Here is a 25,707-nt window from a genome sequence, read left to right as displayed (position 1 = left end):
ACACATTTAATACGCTAAACATATCAATAGGCCGCGCCATGGAACTGAGACATCTGCGCTACTTCATCGCCGTGGCCGAGGAACTGCACTTCGGTCGAGCCGCCGAGCAACTGGGCATCTCCCAGCCTCCGCTGAGCCAGCAGATCCAGGCCCTGGAAGAAGAAATCGGCGCACGCCTGCTGGAACGCACCAACCGCCGGGTGGAACTGACCGAAGCCGGCCGGCGCTTCCTCGACGAGGCCCGACAGGTGCTGGTGCAAGTGGACAAGGCCGTGCAACTGGCGCGCCGCGCCCATCGTGGCGAGTTGGGTGAGCTGAAGGTGGGCTTCACCTCGTCCGCCCCGTTCACCTCCAGCATTCCCCGCAGCATCCACGCCTTCCGCCAGGCCTATCCGGATGTGCACCTGGAACTTACCGAGGGCAGCAGCGCGGAAACGGTCAAGGCGCTGCTGGACGACAGCGTGCAGGTGGGGGTGATACGCCCGCTCAACCTGCCGGACAACCTGCTGGCCGTGGAGCTCTTCAGCGAGCCGCTGGTGGCCATCCTGCGCGCCGACCACCCCCTGGCCGTCGGAAGCGAGGACGGCATCCATTTCAGCGCCCTGGCGGAGGAACCCTTCGTGTTTTTCCCGCGCACCTTCGGTACCGGCCTCTACGATCAGATGCTCGAGCTCGCCCGCAATGCTGGCTTCCTGCCCCGCGTCGCCCAGGAAGCCAGCGAAGCCATGACCATCATCGGCCTGGTATCGGCTGGACTTGGGGTATCGGTGCTGCCCGCCTCGTTCCGCCGCACCCGCGTCGACGGTGTGGTCTATCGCACCCTACTGGACCCGGGCGCGACTACCGCCGTCTGGCTGGTACGCAAACGCAGTGAACGCTCGCCCCTGGCACTGTCGTTCATCGAGCTGGTGACCCGCGAGGCCGCCGCCATTCGAGAACGCCGCGAGGGTTGAGTACAGCGCTGCGCAGCTTCGGCTCCCTGGGCGGCTACTGGAGCGACGATCGGCAATCATCGCGGCTGAACACGCCCCACAACGCGACCAATCGCCGTTCATTCGACGTTTTTTTCACATTCTGTCTGGCACAGTCCGCCGGCCTCGGCGGGCTTTATTGGAACCAATGTGCCATCAGGTGGTCTTCTTGCCTCCGGCAGCAGTTCCCTAGAGATGCCGCCCCGACTTGAAGTAGACCTATGGATGCTTGATCGCATGACCGCACAGGAACCCGTTACCACCCGGCAGTCCTCGTTCAACCTGGACCGTCCCACCGTCAAGAGCCACCTCGTCTTCACCCTGCTCAGCGCCGCCGCCCTGATGGTGATGTACAGCCTGCTGCGGGTGGCGCTGCTGGTGTACAACAGCGACCAGATCGGCGACAGCCCGGCCTCGGTCTTCGTCGAGGCCTTCTACAACGGCCTGCGCTTCGACCTGCGCGTGGTGGTGTTCGCCTGCGTTCCGTTGCTGCTTTCCCTGCTCAGCGTCCGCGCCATGGCCGCCCGGGGCCTGCACCGGATCTGGCTGACACTCTTCGCCAGCCTTACCCTGTTCCTCGGCATCAGTGAGCTGGACTTCTATCGCGAGTTCCACCAGCGCCTGAACAGCCTGGTGTTCCAGTACATGCAGGAGGACCTGGGGACTGTTGCCAGCATGATCTGGAACGGCTTCCCGGTCGGTCGCTACCTGATCGCCTGGGCCCTGGCCACTGCGGTGCTCTACCTGATGTTCCGTGGCCTGGACCTGCTGAGCCGCCCACGATCCCCTGCCCTGCACGGCCGTCCGGCCGTTCACCATCACGCCCCCTGGTTCGCCCGTGTGGCTGTCTTCCTGGTCTGCCTGGTGGTCGCGACTACTGCCGCCCGCGGCCACCTGCGCCAAGGTCCGCCGCTGCGCTGGGGCGATGCCTTCACCACCGACTCGATGTTCGCCAACCAGTTGGGCCTGAATGGCACCCTGACCCTGGTGGACGCCGCCAAGAACAGTTTCTCCTCCCACCGCGACAACGCCTGGAAGGCCACCCTGCCCGAGGATGAAGCCCTGGCGGCCGTGCGTCAGATGCTCCTGACGCCCAACGACAATCTGGTTGATGCCGACAAGGCCGCCATCCGTCGTGACTTCACCCCGCCAGCCGAGGGCACCCTGCCGATCCGCAACGTGGTGGTCATCCTCATGGAGAGCTTCGCTGGCCGCTACGTCGGCGCCATGGGCAGCCCGGAGGGCATTACCCCGTACTTCGACCAACTGGCCAAGGAGGGTCTGCTGTTCGACCGTTTCTTCTCCAACGGCACCCACACCCACCAGGGGATGTTCGCCACCATGGCCTGCTTCCCCAACCTGCCCAGCTTCGAGTACCTGATGCGTACCCCCGAGGGCGCACACAAGTTCTCCGGCCTGCCGCAACTGCTCAGCGCCCGCGACTACAACGATCTGTATGTCTACAACGGCAACTTCCAGTGGGATAACCAGTCCGGCTTCTTCAGCAACCAGGGCATGACCCGCTTCGTCGGCCGCGAGGACTTCGTCAATCCGGTGTTCATGGACAAGACCTGGGGCGTTTCCGACCAGGACATGTTCGACCGGGGCGCCGCCGAACTGGCGAAGATGCCCACCGACAAGCCCTTCTATGCCCTGCTGCAGACCCTCTCCAACCACACGCCCTACGCCTTGCCGACCGAACTGCCGGTGGAAAAGGTCAGCGGGCACGGCGCCCACGACGAACACCTGACCGCCATGCGCTACTCCGACTGGGCCTTGGGCCAGTTCTTCGAGAAGGCGCGCAAGGAGCCCTACTTCAAGGACACCCTGTTCGTGGTAGTCGGCGACCATGGCTTTGGCAGTGACAAGCAACTCACCGAGATGGACCTGTTCCGCTTCAACGTGCCGCTGCTGTTGATCGGCCCCGGCGTGCAGGAAAAGTTCGGCACCCTGAATCACACCGTCGGTACGCAGATCGATGTCGTGCCCACGATCATGGGCCGCCTGGGCGGCGAGGTTCGGCACCAGTGCTGGGGCCGCGACCTGCTCAACCTGCCAGCCGACGACCCGGGCATCGGCGTGATCAAGCCGTCCGGCAGCGACCAGACCGTCGCCATCGTCAGCAGTGACCGCATCCTGGTACAGCCCAAGGACTTCCCGGCGCGCCTGTACCAGTACCAGTTGGGGGTCAACGCGAAGGCCGAACGCATCCCCGGCGACAGCGACCCGCGCCTGCAGAAGTACCTGGAAGCCTTCCTACAGACCGCCACCGGCAGCCTGCTGAACAACACCGCCGGCGTGCAGGACGCCAAGCAGCACCAGTGACTGAAAAGGCCCCGCTCAATGCGGGGCCTTCTTTTTGTGCGCTCTATCGTGGGGGCGAATTCATTGGCTATGTCTGCATGGCGTGTTGCAGGCAGCTGCATTGCCCGTAGGAGCTGGCTTGCCAGCGAATGGCCCCGTTTCGCTGGCAAGCCAGCTCCTACAAGGCTCTTGGCCCGCTGGTCAATCTCTCGCAACAGCTAACGCAGGCATCGCCTATTCATTCGCCAAGCAGACCGCAGGTCTGCCCTGCGGAATTCGTCTGGGGCTGCGTTGCATCCCTTAGCGAATAAATTCCCCCCACAGCCTTTCCTGGCGCCGCTCGCTGCTTGACAGTCCCGCCCCAAGCCCGCAAATTACGCAAAGTGTAAATTGATTACGAAAATAACAATGCTGGCTTCCGGACCGCACACCGGAGCGCCTGCCGCCGAGCGATTGCCATGGACCTCTACACCTATTACCGCTCCACCTCCTCCTACCGGGTGCGCATTGCCCTGGCGCTGAAGGGGCTGGACGCCCGGAATATTCCGGTGAACCTGATCCAGGACGGCGGCCAGCAACACACCCCCGAATACAAGTCGATCAATCCCCAGGGCCGCGTGCCCAGCCTGCGCACCGACAACGGCCAGGTACTGATCCAGTCCCCTGCCATCATCGAATACCTCGAAGAGCGCTTTCCCCAACCGGCACTCCTGCCCCAGAACCTGGAAGCACGTGCGCGCCAGCGTGCGGTAGCGGCCATCATCGGCTGCGATATCCACCCGTTGCACAACGTCGCCGTGCTCAATCGCCTGCGTGGCCTGAAGGTGGAGGAAGTGGAGGTGATTAACTGGATTCGTCACTGGATCGCAGAGGGCTTCAACGCGGTCGAAGCGCTGATTGGCGACGAAGGTTTCTGCTTCGGCGAACCGGGCCTGGCCGACGTCTACCTGCTACCGCAGGTCTACGCCGCCCGCCGCTTCGAGCTGGACCTGTCACACTATCCGAAGATCGCCCGGGTCGAATGCCTTGCCCTTGAGCATCCGGCATTCACCCAGGCGCACCCCGACCAACAAGCCGACAAACCGGCCTGAGGCCACCGCTATGAAAAGCCTCGGATTCAAAGTCACCATCGGCGACTACCTCGCCCGCAGCGTACGCGGCATTTCCTGCGCGCCACCAGCTGCCACCTCGCATTGACCCATAACTTTCTATCAAATGCTTGAGGTGCCAAAAAATGGCTGACATCTTCGAAAACCCCATGGGCCTGATGGGCTTTGAATTCATCGAGTTCGCCTCGCCCACCCCGAACACCCTGGAACCCATCTTCGCCATGATGGGCTTCACCAAGGTCGCCACCCACCGCTCCAAGGACGTGCACCTGTATCGCCAGGGCGAGATCAACCTGATCCTGAACAACGAGCCCAGGAGCCTGGCCGCCTATTTCGCTGCCGAGCACGGCCCGTCCGTCTGCGGCATGGCCTTCCGCGTGAAGAACGCCCACCAGGCCTACGCCCGCGCCCTGGAACTGGGCGCCCAGCCCATCGAGATCCCCACCGGACCGATGGAACTGCGCCTGCCGGCGATCAAGGGCATCGGCGGCGCGCCGCTGTACCTGATCGACCGTTTCGGCGAAGGCTCCTCGATCTACGACATCGACTTCGAATTCATCGAGGGCGTCGACCGCCACCCGAAGGGTGCCGGCCTGAAGATCATCGACCACCTGACCCACAACGTGTACCGCGGTCGCATGGCCTACTGGGCGGACTTCTACGAGAAGCTGTTCAACTTCCGCGAGATCCGCTACTTCGACATCAAGGGCGAGTACACCGGCCTGACCTCCAAGGCCATGACAGCACCGGACGGCATGATCCGCATCCCGCTCAACGAGGAATCCTCCAAGGGCGCCGGGCAGATCGAAGAGTTCCTGATGCAGTTCAACGGTGAAGGCATCCAGCACGTCGCCTTTTTCACCGACGACCTGGTCAAGACCTGGGACGAACTCAAATCCCTGGGCATGCGCTTCATGACCGCGCCACCGGCCACCTACTACGAAATGCTCCAGGGCCGCCTGCCGAACCACGGCGAGCCGGAAGGCGAGTTGCAGTCGCGCGGCATCCTGCTGGACGGCACCACCGAAGACGGCAGCAAACGCCTGTTGCTGCAGATTTTCTCGGAAACCCTGATGGGCCCGGTGTTCTTCGAGTTCATCCAGCGCAAGGGTGACGACGGGTTCGGCGAGGGCAACTTCAAGGCCCTGTTCGAATCCATCGAGCGCGACCAGATCCGCCGAGGCGTGCTGAGCACCGAATAAGCGGCTATTTCCAGCAAGAAACCCGGCATCCGCCGGGTTTTTTCATACTGAGTTGGCACCCGCTGCCTTGGCTGACTGCTGGGTGACCGCGCCGCTGCCAGTCCCCTGGCTATGCTTGTTCCATGGGGGTTGGAGGCGCACCACATGCAACTCATCAGCGTCAGTATCGACAAGCCGGAGTCGATCAATTTCGTCTTCGGCCAGACCCACTTCATCAAGTCCGTCGAAGACATCCACGAAACCCTGGTGGGCGCCGTGCCCGGAATCCGCTTCGGGCTGGCCTTCTGCGAAGCCTCGGGCAAATGCCTGGTGCGCTGCTCCGGCACCGATGAGGCCATGCTCGAACTGGCCCGCACGAACGCCCTCGCCATCGGCGCCGGGCACAGCTTCATCGTCTTCCTCGGCGACGGTTTCTATCCGGTCAATGTGCTCAACAGCCTGAAGCTGGTGCCGGAGGTCTGCCGGATCTTTTGCGCCACCGCCAACCCCACCCAGGTCATCCTCGCCGAGACCGAGCAGGGCCGCGGCGTTCTAGGCGTGGTAGACGGCTTCTCGCCGAGTGGAGTCGAAGGTGCCGACGACATCGCCTGGCGCAAGGGGCTGCTGAGGCAGATCGGCTACAAGCTTTAAGGTTGCGGCAGTGCCCAGCGAAGCCCGACGATTCCGGCCCTGTCATCCGCTGGGTAAATCGCGCGCAAAAAAAAAAGCTGCCATCGCCGGCAGCTTGAGTTTGCACCCTGGCACGTCCTGTGCCCTTTCTGTTCCTGCATGCAGGATGCCCGTTGGAAATGACCGGTTGGTGACCGAATCACTGCAGGTCGATGTCAGTCGCCCTCCCCCGCCAGCGCATCCAGGGACACCCGCTGGCGATACTCAGCGACGGAAACCGACCAGCCCAGTTCGTGGCTTATGCGCCGGCGCAGGCAATCAGCAGCATCAGGTTCCCCGTGGACCACGAAGGTGTGTTTCGGAATCCGGGAGAACGGCCGCAGCCAGTCGAGGATCTCGCCGGCATCGGCATGGGCGGAGAGGTTCTCCAGCATCACCACCTCTGCCCGGATGGGGATGTCTTCGCCATGGATACGCACCTCGCGGGCGCCGGAAGCGATCATTGCGCCACGGGTACCGCCCGCCTGGAAGCCGGACAGCAGGATGGTGTTGCGCGCGTTAGGTGCCAGCGCCTTGAGGTGATGCAGCACCCGCCCGCCGGTCGCCATCCCGCTGCCGGCGATGATCACCGCCGGCGTACGCAATTGCTCCAGGCGTTTGGCTTCATCCACCGTCCGCACGAAGCGCGCCACCTGGCACATGCCCTCGCACTCTGCACGACTCAGGCGGTGCTCGGTCCGGAAGCGCTGGTAGAGCGTGGTCACGTCAGTGGCCATGGGGCTGTTGAGGTAGACGGGCAGGTCCGGAATCATCCCGTCCTGCTTCAGGCGATACAGCAAGTACATCAGCAATTGCGCCCGCCCCACCGCGAAGGACGGTACGACCACTATCCCCTTGCGCAGCGCCGTTCGGTTGATGACGTCGGCCAGCACCCGCTGGGTGTCTTCCGAGGGGTGCTGGCGATTGCCGTAGGTGGACTCCACCACCAGGAAATCAGCGCCCTCGACGACTTCCGGCGCCACCATCAGTGGATCGTCCGGGCGCCCGAGGTCGCCGGAAAAAAGGACGCGACGCCCCCCCGCCTCCAGTTCCACCATCGCCGCCCCCAGGATGTGCCCGGCCGGCCGCAACTGCAGGCGGACCCCCGAAGCGATCTCGTAGGAACGGTGCCAGGCGAACGGGCGCAACTGCTTCAGGGCTTGCTCCGCATCGGCTTCGGTATAGAGCGGCTTGGCCGGATGGTGGCGGGAGTAACCTCGGCGATTGGCGTACTCGGCCTCCTCCTCCTGCAAGCGCGCGCTATCGCGCAGGAGGATTTCCACGAGTTCGCACGTGGCCTCGGTGGCATAGATGGGGCCTGCGTAACCGTCCCGCACCAACGCAGGCAGGTAGCCGCTGTGGTCCAGGTGGGCGTGGGTCAGCACCACGGCATCCAGCCGGTGCGGGCGGATCGGGAAACGCTCCCAGTTGCGCAGCCGTAGCGCCTTGTAGCCCTGGAACAGGCCGCAATCCACCAGCACCCGCTGCCCTTCATGCTCCAGCAGGTACTTGCTGCCGGTCACCGTGCCAGCACCGCCAAGAAAGCTGATATGGGTACCCATCTCGATCACCGTCTCTTGCGTCGATCCATACGAATCTCTGGAGGGAAACTCTAGCTGCCAGCGAGCAGCACGACTTGGATCAAGGTAGGGGATGGCGGTGTGCCACAGGCCTGATGCCGATCAAGAAAACCCGTAAATCCATCACATAGAGTCTTGGCTGTGTGCGACCTCTCGCCGCGCTGGAGTACCCAATTGAACGAGTGCGACCGGCAGCTACTGGCCAGGGCTATGGAAGGCGCCGCCAATGCCATCCTGATCACCGACTGCAATGGACGCATCGAATGGGCCAACCCGGCCTTCTGCATGCTCAGCGGTTACTCGCTCGCAGAGTTGCTGGGCAAGACTCCCGCGCTGCTCAAATCCGGGGAACAGGACCCCGATTTCTATGCCCGGCTCTGGAGCACCGTGCTGAGCGGCAAGCCCTGGCAGGGCGAGTTGCTGGAGCGCGCCAGGGACGGCAGCTTCTACCGGGTCAACCAGGTCATCACACCGCTGCTCGACGACCAGGGCCGGGTCAGCCAGTTGCTGGCCATCCAGCACAGTTTCACTCAAACCGACCAGGAACGATCGCGCGTACGCTTTGAAGCCGAACACGATCCCCTGACCCGACTTCCCAACCGACGCCTGCTTTTCGAGCGTTTGCAGCAAGCGTTGCAAGAGGCTGATCAGAATGGCGTTCCGCTTGCCCTGATGTTCATCGACCTGGACAAATTCAAACCGGTCAACGATGCCTTCGGCCACGCCTATGGCGACAAACTGCTGGTCGCCGTCGCCGGTCGCCTGCTTGGGGGCGTCCGCAGGAGCGATCTGGTAGCCCGCCTGAGTGGCGATGAGTTCGTGGTAGTACTGACGACGCCCCACCAGTCTTCGGACCTGGACGCCATGGCAAAGAACCTTGTGCGACGCATTGCCCGTCCTTATCGAATCGACGGACAGACCTGCTCCATCAGCGCCAGCATCGGCCTGGCGCGTTACCCCGATCACGGCCGCAATCCGGATGAGCTCCTGGCAGCAGCGGACACATCCATGTACCAAGTGAAGGAGCGCGGCGGGAACGGCCAGAAAATGGCAGCGTGCGGCTCATCCGGCTAGCACGGTACTGCGAGAGCGGTGGCCTCACTGAATGTTCCATCGACCCACGTCGTGTGAGTTCATGTCCGCGCCTTCAGGGTCCCTTAAGACTTCCCACAGATACTGCCCTCCATACGCCAAACGCCTGGAGGGCAACGATGAACAGCGCCGAGTGGAACTCCCTGTTCCCATTCCGTTTCGGTCACAAGTCGCAGCAACAGTCCCTGTCCCTGCTGTTGGCCGGTGATTCCGGACGCAGCCAGGTGGAGGACTTCGTCCATCGCCGATTCCTCAGCGCCCATGGCGCGGACATCCGCCAATTCATGCCGGAGCTTTTGAGCATGCGCAATTACCACGGCGCGCTCAGCGCCGTGGCCGGCATTCGCCTCGCCGAGCAGGGGCCACTGTTCCTCGAGCAGTACCTGGAAGGACCGGCGGAATCGCTCATCTCCCGCCTGGCGCCCCACCCGGTGACACGCGAGCAGGTGGTGGAAGTGGGCAACCTGGCCTCGATCAATGCCGGCAATGCGCGGCTGATCATCGTCGCCGTGACCTGGCTGCTGAACCTGCGCGGCCTGGAATGGGTGGTGTTCACCGGTGCGCCGAGCCTGATCAACAGCTTCCGCCGCCTCGGCCTGGAGCCCTTGCGCCTGGGCGAGGCCGACCCCAGCCGCCTCAACGGGCAAGAGCAGGAGCAATGGGGCACCTACTACGAGCAGAAGCCCCAGGTGTTCACCGGCAGCATCCGCCACGGCTTCGAACAGTTGCAGCGCAGCGGGATCATCACGCGCCTGGGTTTTCCTGAGGCAGAAGGAGCAGCCCACCATGCAGCCTGAGGACTTGCGGGCGATCCTGCACGGCTACGCCAACCACCTGCCGCAGCCCCTGGCCCTGCGCGGCGACACCCGGCGCTACACCTATGCTCAATTGCTGGCCGAAGTGGAACAGCGCGAAGCCCTGCTGCGCGCCGAACCCGAAGGCGTGCTCGCCCTCGGCCTGGACAACGGCCCCGAGGCATTGCTTTGGGACCTGGCCGCCCTGCTCAGCGGGCGCCCCTGCCTGATCCTGCCGCCCTTCTTCAGCCCCGCCCAGCGCGCCCACTGCCTGGAGCAATGCCAGGTCGGCCTGGCGGTGGTCGACGCCAATTTCACCAACGAACTGGAAGGAGCCGGATTCCAGGCCGACGGCACCTTCTGGCGCAAGTCCCGCAGCGGCCACGCCGCCCTGCCCGCCGGCACCGCCAAGGTCACCTACACCTCCGGTACCACCGGCCAGCCCAAGGGCGTGTGCCTGGGAGCGGACGCCCTGCTGCGGGTCGCCCATGAACTGCAGACGGCCAGCCGTCCCACGGCACCGGCCCATTACCTGGCGGTACTGCCATTGGCCGTGCTGCTGGAGAACCTCGGCATCTACGCCGCCCTGCTGGCGGGCGCCTGCGTGACCCTGCTGCCGCAGCGACAGATGGGCATCCAGGGAGCCAGCGGCGTGGACTGGCAAAAACTGTTGGCCAGCGTCGTCCTCAGCGGCGCACAGAGCCTGATCCTGGTACCGCAGTTGCTGCTGGGCCTGGTCACCGCCATTGAACGTGGACTCCTCAGCGCCGTGCAGTTCCGCTTCGTAGCGGTAGGCGGCGCGCGGGTATCGAAGGACCTGCTGAGCCGTGCGGCCAAGGTCGGCCTGCCGGTATTCGAAGGCTACGGCCTGTCCGAATGCGCGTCTGTGGTCTGCCTGAACCGCCCCGGCGCCAACCGGCCGGGCAGTGTCGGCCGGCCCCTGCCCCACGTGCGGGTGCGCCTGGCGGACGACGGTGAAGTGGAAGTCAGCGGCTCCGCCCTGCTCGGCTACCTGGGAGAACCGCCGTTCACCGGCGACTGGTGGCCCACCGGCGACCTGGGCGAGTTGGATGCCGACGGCTATCTGCACCTCAAGGGCCGCAAAAAACATCAGTTCATCACCAGCTTCGGTCGCAACGTGAACCCGGACTGGGTGGAAGCCGAGCTCACCCAGCGCGGCGTGATCGCCCAGGCGTTCGTTCATGGCGAAGGGCTGCCCGGCAACCTCGCCCTGCTCTGGCCACTGGACCCGCAATGCGATGCGCAAACCCTCGCCGATGCCGTGGCCGGTGCCAACGCCGAGTTGCCCGACTACGCACGGATCAGGGCATGGCATCGCCTGGAAACCCCCTTCAGCGCCGCCGACGGGCTGCTCACCACCAATGGCCGATTGCGCCGCGAGGCCATACTCGCGCGCTATCGCGGCACCCTGCTTGAACTCGAGAATGAGGTTAAACCATGAGTTTCTTCGACCAACTGCAAGCCGCCACCGCCCGTGAACGCGAGGCGCTGTTCAGTGTCCCGGTGATACGCGAGGCCCTGGCCGGCCAGGTCAGCCTGGAAGGCTACCGCGCCTTTCTCGACCAGGCCTACCACCATGTGCGCCACACCGTGCCGCTGATGATGGCCTGTGGCGCCCGCCTGCCCTCGCGCCTGGAATGGCTCCGTGGCGCCGTCTGCGAGTACATCGAGGAGGAGTACGGGCACGAGCGTTGGATTCTCAATGACATCGCGGCCTGCGGCGGTGATGCCGAAGCCGTCAGCCGCAGCCGCCCCTCGCTTGCCATCGAGCTGATGGTGGCCTTCCTCTACGACCAGATCGCCCGCGGCAATCCGGTGGGACTCTTCGGCATGGTCAACGTACTGGAAGGCACCAGCATCGCCCTGGCCACCCAGGCAGCCGACACCATCCGCGAGAGCCTCGGCCTGCCGTCGGACGCCTTCAGCTACCTGTCGTCCCACGGCGTCCTCGACCAGGAGCACATGGCGACCTACCGCCGCCTGATGGACCGCCTGGAAGACGAAGAAGACAAACAGGCCGTTATCCATGCCGCCAAGGTGGTCTACCTGCTCTACGCCGAGATGTTCCGCGGCCTGCCCCGTGCCCATGAGGTGAGTCATGCGCCTCACTGATTGCCGCGTGCTCCTCACCGGCGCCAGCGGCGGCATCGGCCTGGCCCTGGCCGAACAACTCTGCGCACGAGGCGCCCAGGTATTGGCGGTGAGCCGCCACCAGGAACCCCTGGCGGCACTGCGCAAGCGCTTTGCGCAGCAGCTCACCTGGACCGGCGCCGACCTGCGCGAACCGCAGGGCCGCCAGCGGGTCCTCGACGACGCACGCAGCATGGGCGGCATCAATGTCCTGGTGAACGCCGCCGGGGTGAACAGTTTCGCCATGCTGGAACAGGTGGACGACAGCCAGATCGAGGGCATGCTTGCCCTCAATGTCACCGCCACCCTGCAGTTGACCCGTGCCCTGCTGCCACTGTTGCGCCAGCAGAGCCATGCCCTGGTGGTCAACGTCGGGTCCATCTACGGCTCCATCGGCTACCCCGGATACGCCGTGTACTGCGCCAGCAAGTTCGCCCTGCGTGGATTCTCCGAGGCCCTGCGCCGGGAGCTGGCGGATACCCCGGTGAATGTCCTGTACGTCGCACCGCGCGCCACCCGTACCCGCATGAACAGCCAGGCCGCCATGGCCCTCAACGCCGAACTCAAAGTGGGGGTGGACGAGCCCGAACAGGTGGCCGGGGCGGTGATCGCCGCCATCGAAAAGGACCTCAGCGAGGTCTACCTGGGCTGGCCGGAGAAGTTCTTCGTCCGCCTCAACGGCATGCTTCCGGGTGTAGTGGACCGCGCCCTGCACAAGCAACTGCCGATCATCCGCCGCTTCAGCACCGCCCACCACAGCAAGGACCACCCATGATGAACAAGCTCTTCTGCGCCTTCGGCCTGTTCCTGACCCTCAGCATCCCGGCCTGGGCCCTGGACGCCAGCGGCAGCCAGCGCCTGGCCGACATCCAGCAGCGCTGGGCACAGATCCAGTACCAGGTGCCGGAAAAGCAGCGCGCCGCCGAATTCGAGAAGCTCGCAGCCCAGAGCAGTGCCTTCACCCACAGCACCCCGCAGGCCGCCGAAGCCTGGATCTGGCACGGCATCGTCACCAGCAGCTGGGCTGGTGCCGAAGGCGGCCTGGGCGCGCTGGGCAAGGTCAAGGATGCCCGCGCGGCGCTTGAGCGTGCCATCCAGCTCGACCCACAGGCGCTGCAGGGCTCGGCCTACACCAGCCTTGGCGCACTGTACGACCGGGTACCCGGCTGGCCCGTCAGCTTCGGTGACGAAGACAAGGCCGACCAATTGCTGCGCAAGGCCCTGCAGATCAATCCGTCGGGCATCGACAGCCTGTATTTCTGGGGCGACCACCTGTACCGCCAGGGCCACCCGGAACAGGCCCGCGAGGTTCTGCTCAAGGCCAAGGCCGCCGCCCCGCGCCCCGGACGCGAGCTCGCCGACCAGGGCCGCCGCCAGGAAATCGATGCTTTACTGCAGGCAATCGCCAAACACTAAGGACGTCCATGCGACTGCTACTCGTCGAAGACGACAACGCCCTGGGGGCCGGCGTGCGCGCCGGCCTGCGCCAGGAGGGCTACACCATCGACTGGCTGACTGACGGCGCCAGCGCGCTGCATGCACTGCAGACCGAAGAATTCGACCTGGCGATCCTCGACCTCGGGTTGCCAAGGCTGGACGGCGTACAGGTGCTGCAACAGTTGCGGGCCAGCGGCTCCACCCTGCCGGTGCTGGTGCTCACTGCCCGCGACGCCACCGACGACCGCATCATCGGCCTGGACGCCGGAGCCGACGACTACCTCGTCAAACCCTTCGACCTCAATGAGCTCAAGGCCCGCCTGCGCGCCCTGCTGCGCCGCAGCGCCGGGCGGCCGCAGGTGCTGATCGAACACGCCGGCGTGGTGCTCGATCCTGCCAGCCAGCAGGTCAGCTACCTGGGCAGCCCAGTGCCGCTGACCCCCAAGGAATACCAGTTGCTCCACGAACTGCTCTCACAGCCGGGCAAGGTGCTCACCCGTGAACGCCTGGTGCAGACGCTCTACGGCTGGGACGAGGAAGCCGAAAGCAACACCCTGGAAGTGCATATCCACCACCTGCGCAAGAAGCTCTCCAGCGACCTCATCCGCACCGTGCGGGGAATCGGCTACCTGGTGGATGCACGCCCATGACCTCGTTGCGTCGACGCACCCTCTGGCTGGTGATGGTGCTCCTGCTGCTCGGCACCTTGCTCATCGTCTACCTCAACTACCGCGACAGCAGCCACGAAGTGGAAGAAATCTACGACGCCCACCTGGCGCAGAACGCACGTCTGCTGCTCGGCGTGATGCGCATGCCGCTGGCCAGCACCGGGCGGGACGAGCTGTATCGCGCCTTCAATGACGCCCTTAGCAGTGCCGGCCCGCACAAGGTTGGCCACCCCTACGAAAGCAAACTGGCCTTCCAGGTGTGGGGCAAGGACGGCCGCAGCCTGGTGCGCTCGCCCAGTGCTCCCCCCTTCGACCACGCACCGCAACGGACCGGTTTCCACGACATCAAGCTGGACAGCTATCAGTGGCGCGGCTTCGTGTTGCCGGACAACGAACAGGGCCTGCTGATCTGGGTAGGCGAGCGCGACGATGTACGCAAGGACCTGGTACAGCGCATCGTCCGCCATACGCTCTGGCCAAACCTGATCGGCATCCTGATCCTCGCGGCCCTGGTCTGGCTCGCCATCGGCTGGGGCCTGCAGCCATTGCAGAACATGGCGCGGGTGATCCGCAGTCGCCACGCCGAGTCACTGGCGCCACTGCAGATCGTGCCCCTGCCCAAAGAGCTGGAACCCATGCAGGCAGCGATCAACCGCCTGCTGGCACAGATCGAGCAGATGCTCCAGCGCGAGCGGCGCTTCATCGGCGATGCCGCCCACGAGATGCGCACCCCGCTGGCGGTGCTGCGCCTGCATGCGCAGAACGCTCTGGAGGCCAGCAGCGACGAGCAACGCGCCGAGGCCTTGCGCTTTCTCACCGTGGGCGTCGACCGTCTGACCCGGGTGGTGCACCAACTGCTCACCTTGGCCCGGGTGGAGCCGGAACTGGCGCGACAGAATTGGCAGCCCCTGGACCTCGGGCACCTGGTCCGCGAGCACCTGGCCGAACTGACACCCCTCTTGCTGGACAAGGGCCTCGAACTGGCCCTCGAAGTGGCCGAGGGCAACTTCAAAATCACCAGCGACGCCGCCGCCATCGGCATCGCCCTGCAGAACCTGGTGACCAATGCCGCCAACTTCTCCCCGGACGGCGGCGAAGTGAAAGTCAGCCTGCTACCGGAGGGTCGCGACTACCTCTTGCTGCGTGTGGAGGACCAGGGGCCGGGCATCGACGAGGCCAAGCTGGAGCGCCTGTTCGAACGCTTCTACAGCCAGGACAACCCCCACGGTGCCGGCCTTGGCCTGGCCATCGTGCAGATGATCGCCCAGCGCCTGGGCGGCAGCATCACGCTGTACAACCGGGAAGGCAGCGGCTTGTGCGCCGACCTGAGATTGCCGCGTGAGGCTCGCGGCAAAGTGCAGGGAGAAGACGTGTAGCCCGGATGAAATCCAGGGAAACCCCACCGCAGCGCCGGGTTTTCATCTCAGGCGATCACCCGCTCGCGCAATCGCGCCAGCATCCCGAGGATGCTTCCAACCCGCTGGCTCTCGCCGGCTTCCTTGGGCACGTCAGCCACACGCGGCACCAGGTTCAGGGGTTGTGCGCGCCAGAGGAAAGCCTGCTCGGCGGCGGCCTTCAGCCCCTTCTCGAACAGGCCTCGGCGGATCGGCTTGGGCAGGTAGCGGAAGATCTGCGCTTCGTTGATCAGCTTCAGCAACGCCTGGGTGTCACGGAAGGGCGTCACCACCAGGCTGAGCAGGCGCGGGTGAGCCTGGGCCAGGGATTTCAGTAGCGGCGCCATGTCCTCGCTGCCCAGCTTGAGGTCGCTGACGAGCAGGTCCACCGGTTCCAGATTCAGGGTGACCAGCGCTTCGCTCAGGCTATGGGCACGCAGCAGGCGGTGGCCGCCAGCCTCGCAGAAAGCCTGGACGCAGTGCAGGGTTTCCGGGTCGTCATCCATCAGCAGCAGGTTCAGCGGCGCCGCCAGGTCACTGGTGGCGGAAGTGACCGGCGCGGCGGCCTGGCGTTCGGCGATTTCCGCCGCCTGGCGCAGGGTGAAGGCCATTTCCTGCGGGTCCCAGGGCTTGGTCAGGTAGCGGAAGATGCCGCCGCTGTTCAACGCCTCCACCGCAGCATCCAGATCGGAATAGCCGGTGAGCAGGATGCGCAGGCACTCCGGGGCGATCTCCCGCGAGCGGGCCAGCAGCTCGGCGCCGTTCATGCCCGGCATGCGCTGGTCACTGACGATGATCTGTACCGACTCTTCCTTCAGTCGTTCCAGCGCCCGCAGCGGGTCGCTTTCGGTGATCACCTCGTACTGGCGACGAAACTGCAGCGCCAGGCTGCGCAGGATGCGCTCCTCGTCATCGACGAAGAGGATGCGGACGGGTGAAGTCATGGGCTCAGGCACTCCGTTTCAGTTCGACCGCCTGACTGCGCGGCAGGCTGATGAGAAAGCGCGTTCCGCGCCCCGGTTCCGAGGCCACGCGGATGCTGCCGCCATGGTCACGAATGATTTTGTAGCTGATGGACAGTCCCAGCCCCGTGCCCTCGCCCACCGGCTTGGTGGTGAAGAAGGGGTCGAAGATGCGCTGCCTGACTTCGGGCGGCATGCCGCGACCGCTGTCTTGCACCGAGATGCAGACGTTGTCGTTGTCAGCCCAGCTCTTCACCTGGATACGCCCGGCTCCATCCATGGCCTGGGCAGCGTTGGTGAAGAGGTTCAACAGCACCTGGTTGATCTGCGATGGCGCGCAGGTGATGCGCGGCAGCTCACCGAGGAGCTGGTACACCTCGGCCTTGTCCTTGATGTGGTTGCGGGCAATCAACAGGGCGCTGCGGATGCAGTCATTGAGGTCCACCTCCTCGCTCATGGCGCGGTCCAGGCGGGCAAAGTCCTTGAGCCCGGCAACCAGCTCGGCAATCTGGCCAAGGCCGTAGAGCGTGTCACCGAACAGTTGGCGCAGGTCTCCGGCCAGCAGATCGGGAGCTGCCGCTTCGCGACTGGCGGCCGCGCACTCCAATGCATCAGCCAGACGCTGTTCGTCACAGGACGGATCATCCAGGCAGGCCGCCAGCGCGGCCTGGCTCTCGGCCAGCGCGAAGAGCGGCGTGGTCAGCTCTTCCATCAGCTGCACGTTGTTCTTCACATAACCCAGCGGCGTGTTCAGTTCGTGGGCGACACCCGCAACCATCTGGCCGAGGGACGCCATCTTTTCCGATTGCACCAGTTGCGCCTGGGATTCCTTCAGGTCCACCAGTGCCTGGCGCAACACCCGGTTGCGCTGGGCGATACGCAATTCCATGGCTTTCAGCAGGTCCAGCACCGTGCCGAGTCCCAAGTAGCGTCCCTGCTCGTCCACCAGGATGAAATCTTCGGTAATCGGGTACTGCAATTGTGCGGTGACCTGCTTGGCCGCCAACTCCAGGCCGGAGGCCAGGGCGACGGTCAGCGGTGCCGGATTCATCACATCGACCACCGGGCGGCGCCCCCAGAGATCGCGGCCGAAACGCTGCATGAAGATGTCCTGCAGCGTATAGCGGCTGACCAGGCCGAGAGGCTGTCCCTGCCCGTCCACCACCGGCAGCGAGAGGAAAGCCTTGTGCTCATGGGTCAGCAGGCGATCGGCCACATCACTGATGCTCATGTCCGGGGCCAGCGGCTCCACGGTCTTGAGCAGGCGAGCCAGACTGCTTTCGGCTGCCATGATCGATACTCCGGGCTACTGATGGGTGCCGCGCATTCAAACAGCACCAGATTGCCATCATGTGACAGGTGTCTCAGGCGAGAAACAAATGGCGAGGTTGCCTGGAAGCGACAACACTGAGTTTCGACACTCTTGCGGAGCCTATCGCCATGCCCGAAAAAACCGCCGCCCCGATGCCCCGCAAGGGACTTCTGCTCCGCCTGCTGCGCATCCTGGCCTGGCTGTTGATTGTCGTGGCACTGCTGTGCGTGTCGCTCTATCTCGCCTTCGGCCCGGCGCGCCTGATCGACCGGCTGGCGCCGCCTCCGCCGACCTTCCCGGAAAACACCATCGAGGCGCCTTCGGCCCCGGTCGCCGCAGCGCCGGTGCCGGCTCCAGTGCAGGCCCCTGCTGACTCGCGGGAGTTGGTGACATTGATGATCGACAGCATCGAAGATATCTGGGGCGAGTTCCTTGCCCGTGGCGACTACGCCTACAAGAAGCCCAAGGTGGAGGTTTTCGAAGACAGGATCGAAGACCCCTGCACGCTGACCGGTTCCTTCAGCGGGTCGTTCTACTGCCCAAAAGGCATGCGTCTGTACATCGACCTGGCCTACCTGGACGAACTGCAGAAACGCGCCCCACAGGTGGGTGACCTCGCCCGCAGCTATGCCGTGGCCCATACGGCCGCCCACCACGTCCTCAACCTCGTGGGCGCAGTTGGCTGGTTCAAGGAGTACCACGTCGACATCGACCAGGCGAAACGCAGCGAGCGCCTGCAGGAATCGCAGGAACTGGTGGCTGATTGCCTGGTCGGTAGCTGGATCAGCTATGCCCAGCACAAGTACGCCTGGATGAAACCCCAGGACCTGCCAGCGGCCGTCAAGGCCGTGACCGAACTGAGCAAGGAGCGCACGGCCATGCCGGGCAAGCCGGGCATGCTCGACCCTCTGGCGCTGGTCGACGCCGAGACGCGCATGCGCTGGCTGCAAGTAGGCATTGAAACCGGCGACCCCAGGGAGTGCAGCCAGATGCTCACGGAATCGGCGGAGTGACCTACGGCCGCGTGATCAATGCTCACTGTGCGGGCGAACTTGCGGTTCGCTTAGCGATTGGAATGGCTATGTCTGCGTTAAGTGTTGCTAGAACGTCCTGAGCCCAGCTGCTTGCCGAGTTCTGCGGATGTTTCTGGTTTCGTCCCCCCGGACGAGTCCCTTTCTCAAGCGCCGAAAGGAACCAAAGGGCTTGCCCCTGCATCCGGGTTTGGCTCCGCCAAACTACCCTCCCTCCATCGTTGCTTCGGGGGCCCGGCGCGAGGGGCCATCCATGGCCCCACACGCCTCTCGCGGCATCCATGCCGCTCGTCCCCCTGCACAACGATTCCGCTCGGCCTCCTGAAGGGGCGCAGTCGCTGCCCCACCTTGTCTGCCCGGTGTCAGGCCCGTGTGGGCTTCAGGATGGTTCGTGCCTCGCCGGCGCGAGTCACCCCTCGCCCTCTGGGAGAGGGGCCGGGGGTGAGGGGAGGATTGGCACGGAGGCCTGGAGGTTTCGAGCTAGAGGGCTGTATTCAACGTTGCAACAGATAACGCAGACATAGCCATTGGAATCGCCCCCAAAACGCTTCGCCCACGCGCAGGTGAAGATCTGCCTATGCCGGCTGCTGCCCTCCCATCCGCCGGCTGATGGCCTCGGCCGCCTGGTGCAGACGCTCGGCGGCCGAACCCTGGGTGTCGGCGCGAAATACGCTGGCGGCGCCAACGACGGTGATGACCCCGGCCAGCTTGTTGCCGGTGGCGAACAGTGGTGCCGACAAGGCATTCACGCCCGGCATCAACAGACCATGAACGGGGTGCAGGCCGGTCGCGCGGATCTGCGCCATCTGCTCCTGCAGCTCTGCAGCAGCCGGCGCCCCTGGCAACGCCAGTTCCTCGTCGCGCAGGAAGGCGGTTTCGGCTTCAGGCAAGTAGGTGTTGAACACCAGGCCGGTGGACGATCCCAGCAACGGCAGCACTGAGCCCACCTGGGTCACCAGGGTCACTGCACGCAGGGCCTGCTCCACATGGACCACGGTCGGTCCCTTGTTGCCCCACACGGCGAGGAAGCAGGTTTCGTTCAGCGTGTCGCGCAAGTCCACCAGGTGCGGCATGGAGACCTTCACCACGTCCAGTCGTCCAATGGCGGCCAGGCCCACCAGCAGCGCCTCGCGGCCGAGGCCATAGTGGTTGGTGGTGGCGTCCTGCTCGGCGAAGCCGCTGGCGATCAGCGCCTGCAGGTAGCGGTGAACCTTGCTCGCCGGCATGCCGACGTGCTCGGCCAACTTGGACAACGAGGTGGCGGGCGCCAGTTCGGCGAGGCCCTTGAGGATGTCGGTGCCCACTTCCGCGGCCTGCACCTTCTGCCGCCGCGGTGCGCCCGCGCTGTCGTTCTCGCTCGTCATGTCCTGGCCTTGGTCGGTGTGGAGGGCGCTGTTATAGCTTGACCCCTTTTGGCTTTCAAATTACGTTATGCGTAATCAAATTACAAAAACAGCGAGGTCGCCATGGTCTCCCCCACGCAGCTCACTTACCAATCCGGTTTTGATAACGAATTCAGCAGCGAAGCGCTGCCCGGCGCCCTGCCCGTCGGCCAGAACTCCCCGCAGAAAACGCCCTACGGTCTCTATGCCGAATTGCTCTCCGGCACCGCCTTCACGGTCCCGCGCAGCGAAGCCCGGCGGACCTGGATGTACCGCATCAAGCCGTCGGCCAACCATCCTCGGTACCAGCGCCTGGAGCGCCAGATCGCCGGAAACCGCCTGGGGCCGGTGACGCCCAACCGCCTGCGCTGGAACCCGCAGGACATCCCCGTCGAGCGCACCGACTTCATCGACGGCCTGCTGACCATCGCCGCGACCAGCGATGCCGAGCAGGCCTCGGGCGTCAGCGTGCACCTGTTCCGCGCCAACGCCTCGATGCAGCGCGTGTTCTTCAATGCCGATGGCGAGCTGCTGATCGTTCCCGAACAGGGCCGCCTGCGCATCGCGACCGAGCTGGGCCTGTTGGACGTGGAGCCCCTGGAGATCGCGGTGATCCCGCGCGGCATGAAGTTCCGCGTCGAGCTGCTGGATGCCAGCGCCCGTGGCTACATCTGCGAGAACCACGGTGCCGCCCTGCGCCTGCCGGACCTCGGTCCTATTGGCAGCAATGGCCTGGCCAACCCGCGCGACTTCCTCGCCCCGGTGGCGCACTACGAAGACATCGACGCGCCCGTCGCGCTGGTGCAGAAATTCCTTGGCGAACTCTGGGCCACTGAACTGGACCACTCGCCCCTGGACGTGGTCGCCTGGCACGGCAACAACGTGCCCTACAAGTACGACCTGCACCGCTTCAACACCATCGGTACCGTGAGCTACGACCACCCGGACCCGTCCATCTTCACCGTGCTCACTTCGCCCAGCGACACCTTTGGTCAGGCCAACGTCGACTTCGTGATCTTCCCGCCACGCTGGATGGTGGCCGAGAAGACCTTCCGTCCGCCGTGGTTCCACCGCAACCTGATGAACGAATTCATGGGCCTGATCCAGGGCGCCTACGACGCCAAGGCAGAAGGCTTCGCCCCGGGCGGCGCCTCGCTGCACAACTGTATGAGCGCCCACGGCCCGGACAACGCCACCACCACCACCGCCATCGCCGCCGATCTGAAACCGCACAAGATCGACAACACCATGGCCTTCATGTTCGAGACCAACCGTGTGCTGCGCCCCAGCCAGTACGCGCTGGAATGCCCGCAGCTGCAGAGCGACTACGATGCATGCTGGGCCGGCATGGCCAAGACCTTCGACAAGGGCAGGATCTGACATGACCCAGACAGACAATCGCCGTAGCTGGATCGCCTCCGCCAACGGCCACCCGGACTTCCCGCTGCAGAACCTGCCGCTGGGTATCTTCAGCCCATCCAACGCCTCCCCGCGCGGCGGCGTGGCCATCGGCGACGCCATCTTCGACCTCAAGGTGGCGAGCGATGCCGGCCTGTTCAGCGGTGAAGCCGCCGAGGCCGCCCGCTCCGCCTGTAGCGACAGCCTGAACGCCTTCTTCGCCCTCGGCGCCTCTGCCCGCCGTGCCCTGCGCGCACAACTGCAGGCGTTGCTGGCCGAAGGCAGCAGCGCCCAGGCGCGCCTGGAAGCCATGGGCCAGGCCCTGCTGCCCAGCGCTTCCACCTGCCGGCTGCACCTGCCGGCCAAGGTGGGCGACTACACCGACTTCTACGTGGGCATCCACCACGCCAACAACGTCGGCCGCCTGTTCCGCCCGGACAACCCGCTGCTGCCCAACTACAAATATGTCCCGATCGGCTACCACGGCCGCGCGTCCACCGTCTGCGTCTCGGGCACTCCGGTGCGCCGTCCCATCGGCCAGACCATGCCGCCGGGCAACGAAGTCCCGAACTTCGGCCCCAGCAAGCGCCTGGACTACGAGCTGGAACTGGGCATCTGGATCGGCCAGGGCAATGAGATGGGCGAGTCCATCGCCATCGCCGACGCCCAGCAGCACATCGCCGGCTACTGCCTGCTCAACGACTGGTCCGCACGTGACGTGCAGGCTTGGGAATACCAGCCGCTCGGCCCGTTCCTGGCGAAGAACTTCGGCACCACGGTATCGCCCTGGGTGGTCACCGCCGAAGCCCTGGAACCCTTCCGCGCCGCGCAGCCGGCCCGCCCGGAAGGCGACCCGCAGCCCCTGCCCTACCTGCTGGACGAAGCGGACCAGGCCAAGGGCGCCTTCGATATCGAGCTGGAAGTGCTGATCCTCACCAAGGCCATGCGCGAGCAGGGCCTGGCGCCTCACCGCCTGGCGCTGAGCAACACCCTGAACATGTACTGGTCAGTAGCGCAGATGGTTGCCCACCACAGCGTTGGCGGCTGCAAGCTGCAACCGGGCGACCTGTTCGGCTCGGGCACCCTGTCCGGCCCGCAGCCGGAAGCGTTCGGCAGCCTGCTGGAAAGCACCGTCGGCGGCAAACAGGCGATCAGCCTGCCGAGCGGCGAGCAGCGCACCTTCCTGGAAGACGGGGATGAAGTGATCCTGCGTGCCCGTTGCCAGCGCGAGGGTTACCCCAGCATCGGCTTCGGCGAATGCCGCGGGATATTGCTGGCGGCGAAATGAAGTGAGAGTGGGGGCAACCGAATGGTTGCCCCCAGTCGTTTCTAGCGGTGGCTCTTGCCGTCGTTCTTGCTCGACGAAACGCCCGCCTTGCCCAGGCCATCGGCGTTGTGGTCGCCGGGAGTGGTATCGGCAACTGCGCGGGCGTTTGCCAGGCCGCGACTGTCTTGGTCGCGGGCAACGGCAGACGTCGAGTACCCATGGCCGTTGTCATCGTTACGCACGCTGCCATAGCGGTTGCCCTTGTCTTCGCCATTACGGGTCGCCTTACCCGCGTGATCGGCGCTCTTGCCGTAGCCGTGGCCCTTGCCGTCGTGGCTACCGGCATGACCGCCGCCAACGCCACCACCGAATCCGCCGCCATGGCCACCACCATGCCCGCCACCGTTGCCACCGCCATTGCCGCCGCCATTGCCTCGGGCATAGGCGGAGTCGACCAGGGATGCACCGCCTGGCAGGACGGTACCCGCCGCAAGGACCATCACACAGGTGGCCGCGGCCAACAGGGTTTTCTTATTGATCAATTTGGAACCTCCACAGGCGCTTCTTCACGATACACGGTGAGACTCCGGGACCATGCGCCGGTTCAACGCCGAACGACGAGTGGAGGCGCCCATCGGAGCCGGGTTTCCGGGCTTTGAACCGGTTCATGTTTCGGCCAACTCGCAGCAGCGGAATTTCTGCAATAGTTGCGGCACTCGCCCCTGCTTTCGCAGTCCATCAGCAAAGGGAACAGTCCCTCATGGAGATCACGGACATGACCAGAACCCGGACGCTCACCGCAGCACTCGCCAGCCTTGCCCTCATCGCCGGATCGCCCGCCCTGCTGGCCGAGCCCGGCAAAGGCAAGGGACATGACAAGGGCCATTCCAGTTCTCAAGGCAGCAACTGGTCCGGCGGCCCGCAGGTGGATATCGGCGGTATCCGCATCATCCTCGACGATAACCGTGACTACTGGGGTCCGGCCCAGTCTCTTCCGCCGGGCATCCAGAAGAACCTGGCACGCGGCAAACCGCTGCCGCCGGGGATCGCCAAGAAGCTCGACGGCCGACTGGTGAGCCGCCTGCCCCACTACGAAGGCTATGACTGGGTCCGCGCGGGCACCGACCTGATCCTGGTGGCCGTGGCCACCGGGATCATCTATGAAGTGCTCCAGGATGTGATGGACTGACCTCCTGCCCCCTATCGGCTGTTGCGAAGCCTGCCTGGGCCGATATCGGACTTGCCTGCCAGCAATCGCCCCCGCCCGGATACGCAGGATGGCTTTCCCCCCATCCTGCAGCTCCAGTCATTACTTCAGGTCGCTTGTTCAACAAGCCACGCCAACCTGTCCCCGCCGCGTATCAGCACCAGCAGAATAATCAGGCCAGTCCTCAGCCAGGTCATCTGGCACGAACAGATAACACCGGCACCCTGGGGCACGTTGTTGCTGCGGCGACAGGCAGGCCAGCGTCATTTGATGCAATTTTTCTGAACTTAAACCCCAATAACATTCATTAGCCCGCTATCCAGCCATCGCTTAGGATTCCCGCCATCCCCGACGCCCGGCCCGGAGTGGCCTGCACAAGCAGACCTCCCGAGGAACCGTGCGCGAGAAGAAAACATTTCCATATCCAAGGATGGAACCCCCACCCCAGTGGGATTGAGGGACCCAGGGCCCGTACGAAAGGTCACCGAGCGACGCGTCAGGCGCGAAACCCGTTGGCAGTTTTCGTACAGAGCCTTGCGGTCTCTCCTTTTATCAACTGCCAAGTGTCGTACCCATGCCCCAGAACCCCCTGCGTCTCTGGCTGCAACGCCTGCTGCCGGACGCCAGCACCGCCCCGCCGCGGGAGTGGCTGCGTGCCGCCGTTGGCGGCTGCATCGCCGTGGCCCTGGCCACCCTGGCGTGCATCCATTTTTTCGACACCGACCTCGGACTGCGCCTTGCTGCGCCGTTCGCCGCCTCTTCCGTGCTGCTCTTCGCTGTGACCTCCAGCCCCGTGGCCCAGCCCTGGCCGGTAGTGGCCGGCAATGTGCTGGCGGCTGCCATCGGCCTTCTGGTCGCCCACTGGGGCCTGCCGCTGCTGACAAGCGCTGCGCTGGCCTTCGGCATGACCCTGGTGACCATGCAAGCCTTGCGTTGCCTGCATCCACCGAGCTGCGCAATCGCTGTTGGCGCTGCGCTTGGCGGACCTGCCCTCGCTGCCCAAGGCTGGCACCTGTTGCTGCCGGTACTGGTTGGGTCCCTGCTGCTGGTGGGTACAGCGTTGCTGATCAACAACCTCTGCGGCTCCACCTACCCGCGCAAAGTCGCTCATCCTGCCAGTGGCCCGCACCTGACCGCTGACCCGCGACCAGGCGAGCGTAATGGCATAGCCGACAAAGACCTGGACCGCGCACTGGCCGAGTTCGGAAGCTTCGTCGACGTGACCCGCGACGATCTCCAGCGCCTGCTGCAACTTGCAGAGAAACACGCGCTGCGGCGCAGCATGGGCGACCTGCGGGCGGCGAGAATCATGTCCCGCGATCTGCGCTGCATCAGCCCTCATGCGCCGGTCAGCGAGGCGTGGCAGTTGCTCGACCAGCATCACCTGAAAGCCCTACCGGTACTGGATGACAAGCAGCATCTGGTGGGCATCCTGACCCTCTCCGACCTGCTCGGTCATGCCGCCAGCGCAGCCCCCCGCAACCTCGCCGAACGTTTCCGTGCCCGCCGCGAAGCGCCGGTTTCACGCCTGATGAGCCGCCCGGTGCGCTGCGTGACCGTGGACACACCGGTGGTGGAGTTGGTGTCGCTGCTGTCGGACCAGGGTCTGCATTGCTTGCCGGTGCTGGATGACAGCGGTCGTGTGGCAGGGATCGTCAGCCAGAGCGACCTGATCGCCGCGCTGTACCGCAATTGGTTGCAGGACCTGCAGCCGCCGCCGGCATTGCAATTGGCGAGCTGAGTCGAGTAGCCCGAATGCAATCCGGAAAGCACCGTGCGAAGCATCCCCGGATTTCAT

General features: G+C 64.9%; 23 protein-coding genes. 18 read left to right on the top strand and 5 right to left on the bottom strand.

Features of this window, described 5'->3' with window-relative positions:
- The first annotated feature begins 38 nt into the window (after nt 1-38).
- The 5 genes from G559_RS0101010 (at nt 39) to G559_RS0100985 (ending at nt 6,216) form a co-directional block, all read left to right on the top strand.
- Entirely contained in the window at nt 39-953 is a 915-nt protein-coding gene (locus G559_RS0101010) for a LysR family transcriptional regulator (protein ID WP_028626453.1), read from the top strand.
- A gap of 255 nt (nt 954-1,208) precedes the next feature.
- A complete protein-coding gene (locus G559_RS0101005; RefSeq protein WP_028626452.1) occupies nt 1,209-3,296 on the top strand; it encodes an LTA synthase family protein in 2,088 nt (695 codons plus the stop codon).
- 437 nt (nt 3,297-3,733) lie between these two features.
- The gene (maiA, locus tag G559_RS0101000) at nt 3,734-4,366 is read left to right on the top strand and encodes a maleylacetoacetate isomerase (RefSeq protein ID WP_028626451.1); all 633 of its coding nucleotides are present in this window, start codon (nt 3,734-3,736) and stop codon (nt 4,364-4,366) included.
- Between the two features lie 143 nt (nt 4,367-4,509).
- On the top strand, nt 4,510-5,586 hold the full coding sequence (gene hppD / locus G559_RS0100990) for a 4-hydroxyphenylpyruvate dioxygenase (protein ID WP_028626450.1): 1,077 nt from the start codon (nt 4,510-4,512) through the stop codon (nt 5,584-5,586).
- Between the two features lie 144 nt (nt 5,587-5,730).
- Entirely contained in the window at nt 5,731-6,216 is a 486-nt protein-coding gene (locus G559_RS0100985; protein WP_028626449.1) for an adenosine-specific kinase, read from the top strand.
- A 194-nt stretch (nt 6,217-6,410) separates the two neighbouring features.
- On the opposite strand, the gene G559_RS0100980 is transcribed toward G559_RS0100985, so the two are convergent.
- Nucleotides 6,411-7,796 carry an MBL fold metallo-hydrolase gene (locus G559_RS0100980; protein ID WP_028626448.1) on the bottom strand — a complete coding sequence of 462 codons (1,386 nt, stop codon included), beginning with the start codon at nt 7,794-7,796 and terminating at the stop codon, nt 6,411-6,413.
- Between the two features lie 192 nt (nt 7,797-7,988).
- On the opposite strand from G559_RS0100980, the gene G559_RS0100975 reads away from it, so the two are divergent.
- The 8 genes from G559_RS0100975 (at nt 7,989) to G559_RS0100940 (ending at nt 15,332) form a co-directional block, all read left to right on the top strand.
- The gene (locus tag G559_RS0100975; protein ID WP_028626447.1) at nt 7,989-8,888 is read left to right on the top strand and encodes a diguanylate cyclase domain-containing protein; all 900 of its coding nucleotides are present in this window, start codon (nt 7,989-7,991) and stop codon (nt 8,886-8,888) included.
- Between the two features lie 137 nt (nt 8,889-9,025).
- Nucleotides 9,026-9,703: a thermostable hemolysin gene (locus G559_RS0100970; protein ID WP_028626446.1), complete on the top strand. Its 678-nt coding sequence runs from the start codon at nt 9,026-9,028 to the stop codon at nt 9,701-9,703.
- On the top strand, nt 9,693-11,162 hold the full coding sequence (locus G559_RS0100965; RefSeq protein ID WP_028626445.1) for an AMP-binding protein: 1,470 nt from the start codon (nt 9,693-9,695) through the stop codon (nt 11,160-11,162). Before G559_RS0100970 ends, G559_RS0100965 begins: the two co-directional genes overlap by 11 nt.
- The gene (locus tag G559_RS0100960) at nt 11,159-11,833 is read left to right on the top strand and encodes a TenA family transcriptional regulator (RefSeq protein ID WP_028626444.1); all 675 of its coding nucleotides are present in this window, start codon (nt 11,159-11,161) and stop codon (nt 11,831-11,833) included. The genes G559_RS0100965 and G559_RS0100960 overlap by 4 nt, the downstream gene beginning before the upstream one ends.
- Nucleotides 11,820-12,626 carry an SDR family oxidoreductase gene (locus G559_RS0100955; protein ID WP_028626443.1) on the top strand — a complete coding sequence of 269 codons (807 nt, stop codon included), beginning with the start codon at nt 11,820-11,822 and terminating at the stop codon, nt 12,624-12,626. The genes G559_RS0100960 and G559_RS0100955 overlap by 14 nt, the downstream gene beginning before the upstream one ends.
- Nucleotides 12,626-13,267: a tetratricopeptide repeat protein gene (locus G559_RS0100950; protein ID WP_028626442.1), complete on the top strand. Its 642-nt coding sequence runs from the start codon at nt 12,626-12,628 to the stop codon at nt 13,265-13,267. The genes G559_RS0100955 and G559_RS0100950 overlap by 1 nt, the downstream gene beginning before the upstream one ends.
- An 8-nt stretch (nt 13,268-13,275) precedes the next feature.
- Nucleotides 13,276-13,938 (top strand): response regulator, encoded by a 663-nt coding sequence (locus G559_RS0100945; RefSeq protein ID WP_028626441.1) that lies wholly within the window; start codon nt 13,276-13,278, stop codon nt 13,936-13,938.
- On the top strand, nt 13,935-15,332 hold the full coding sequence (locus G559_RS0100940) for an ATP-binding protein (protein WP_028626440.1): 1,398 nt from the start codon (nt 13,935-13,937) through the stop codon (nt 15,330-15,332). The genes G559_RS0100945 and G559_RS0100940 overlap by 4 nt, the downstream gene beginning before the upstream one ends.
- A gap of 47 nt (nt 15,333-15,379) precedes the next feature.
- Here G559_RS0100940 and G559_RS0100935 read toward each other — a convergent pair whose 3' ends face one another.
- A complete protein-coding gene (locus tag G559_RS0100935; protein WP_028626439.1) occupies nt 15,380-16,294 on the bottom strand; it encodes a response regulator in 915 nt (304 codons plus the stop codon).
- 4 nt (nt 16,295-16,298) lie between these two features.
- Nucleotides 16,299-17,603 carry an ATP-binding protein gene (locus G559_RS0100930; RefSeq protein ID WP_036996697.1) on the bottom strand — a complete coding sequence of 435 codons (1,305 nt, stop codon included), beginning with the start codon at nt 17,601-17,603 and terminating at the stop codon, nt 16,299-16,301.
- Between the two features lie 149 nt (nt 17,604-17,752).
- Between G559_RS0100930 and G559_RS0100925 the strand changes: the two genes are divergently transcribed.
- The gene (locus G559_RS0100925; RefSeq protein WP_028626437.1) at nt 17,753-18,637 is read left to right on the top strand and encodes a neutral zinc metallopeptidase; all 885 of its coding nucleotides are present in this window, start codon (nt 17,753-17,755) and stop codon (nt 18,635-18,637) included.
- 593 nt (nt 18,638-19,230) lie between these two features.
- On the opposite strand, the gene G559_RS0100920 is transcribed toward G559_RS0100925, so the two are convergent.
- The gene (locus tag G559_RS0100920; RefSeq protein WP_028626436.1) at nt 19,231-20,019 is read right to left on the bottom strand and encodes an IclR family transcriptional regulator; all 789 of its coding nucleotides are present in this window, start codon (nt 20,017-20,019) and stop codon (nt 19,231-19,233) included.
- A gap of 102 nt (nt 20,020-20,121) precedes the next feature.
- Between G559_RS0100920 and hmgA the strand changes: the two genes are divergently transcribed.
- Together hmgA and fahA are read left to right on the top strand one after the other, a co-directional pair.
- On the top strand, nt 20,122-21,417 hold the full coding sequence (gene hmgA, locus G559_RS0100915) for a homogentisate 1,2-dioxygenase (protein ID WP_028626435.1): 1,296 nt from the start codon (nt 20,122-20,124) through the stop codon (nt 21,415-21,417).
- 1 nt (nt 21,418) lies between these two features.
- Nucleotides 21,419-22,723 carry a fumarylacetoacetase gene (gene fahA, locus G559_RS0100910; RefSeq protein ID WP_028626434.1) on the top strand — a complete coding sequence of 435 codons (1,305 nt, stop codon included), beginning with the start codon at nt 21,419-21,421 and terminating at the stop codon, nt 22,721-22,723.
- Nucleotides 22,724-22,764: 41 nt separating this feature from the next.
- Here fahA and G559_RS30750 read toward each other — a convergent pair whose 3' ends face one another.
- Nucleotides 22,765-23,244: a hypothetical protein gene (locus G559_RS30750; protein WP_028626433.1), complete on the bottom strand. Its 480-nt coding sequence runs from the start codon at nt 23,242-23,244 to the stop codon at nt 22,765-22,767.
- 233 nt (nt 23,245-23,477) lie between these two features.
- On the opposite strand from G559_RS30750, the gene G559_RS0100900 reads away from it, so the two are divergent.
- Both G559_RS0100900 and G559_RS0100895 read left to right on the top strand, forming a co-directional pair.
- Nucleotides 23,478-23,891, top strand: coding sequence for an anti-virulence regulator CigR family protein (locus G559_RS0100900; RefSeq protein WP_028626432.1), 414 nt, complete (start codon nt 23,478-23,480; stop codon nt 23,889-23,891).
- Between the two features lie 592 nt (nt 23,892-24,483).
- The gene (locus tag G559_RS0100895) at nt 24,484-25,650 is read left to right on the top strand and encodes an HPP family protein (RefSeq protein ID WP_028626431.1); all 1,167 of its coding nucleotides are present in this window, start codon (nt 24,484-24,486) and stop codon (nt 25,648-25,650) included.
- Nucleotides 25,651-25,707: the final 57 nt, after the last annotated feature.

This window comes from Metapseudomonas resinovorans DSM 21078 (assembly GCF_000423545.1).
GTDB classification, from domain to species: Bacteria; Pseudomonadota; Gammaproteobacteria; order Pseudomonadales; family Pseudomonadaceae; genus Metapseudomonas; species Metapseudomonas resinovorans.
The sequence above is the reverse complement of the archived record's forward strand: the minus strand, read 5'-3'. Positions and strand labels throughout refer to the sequence as shown.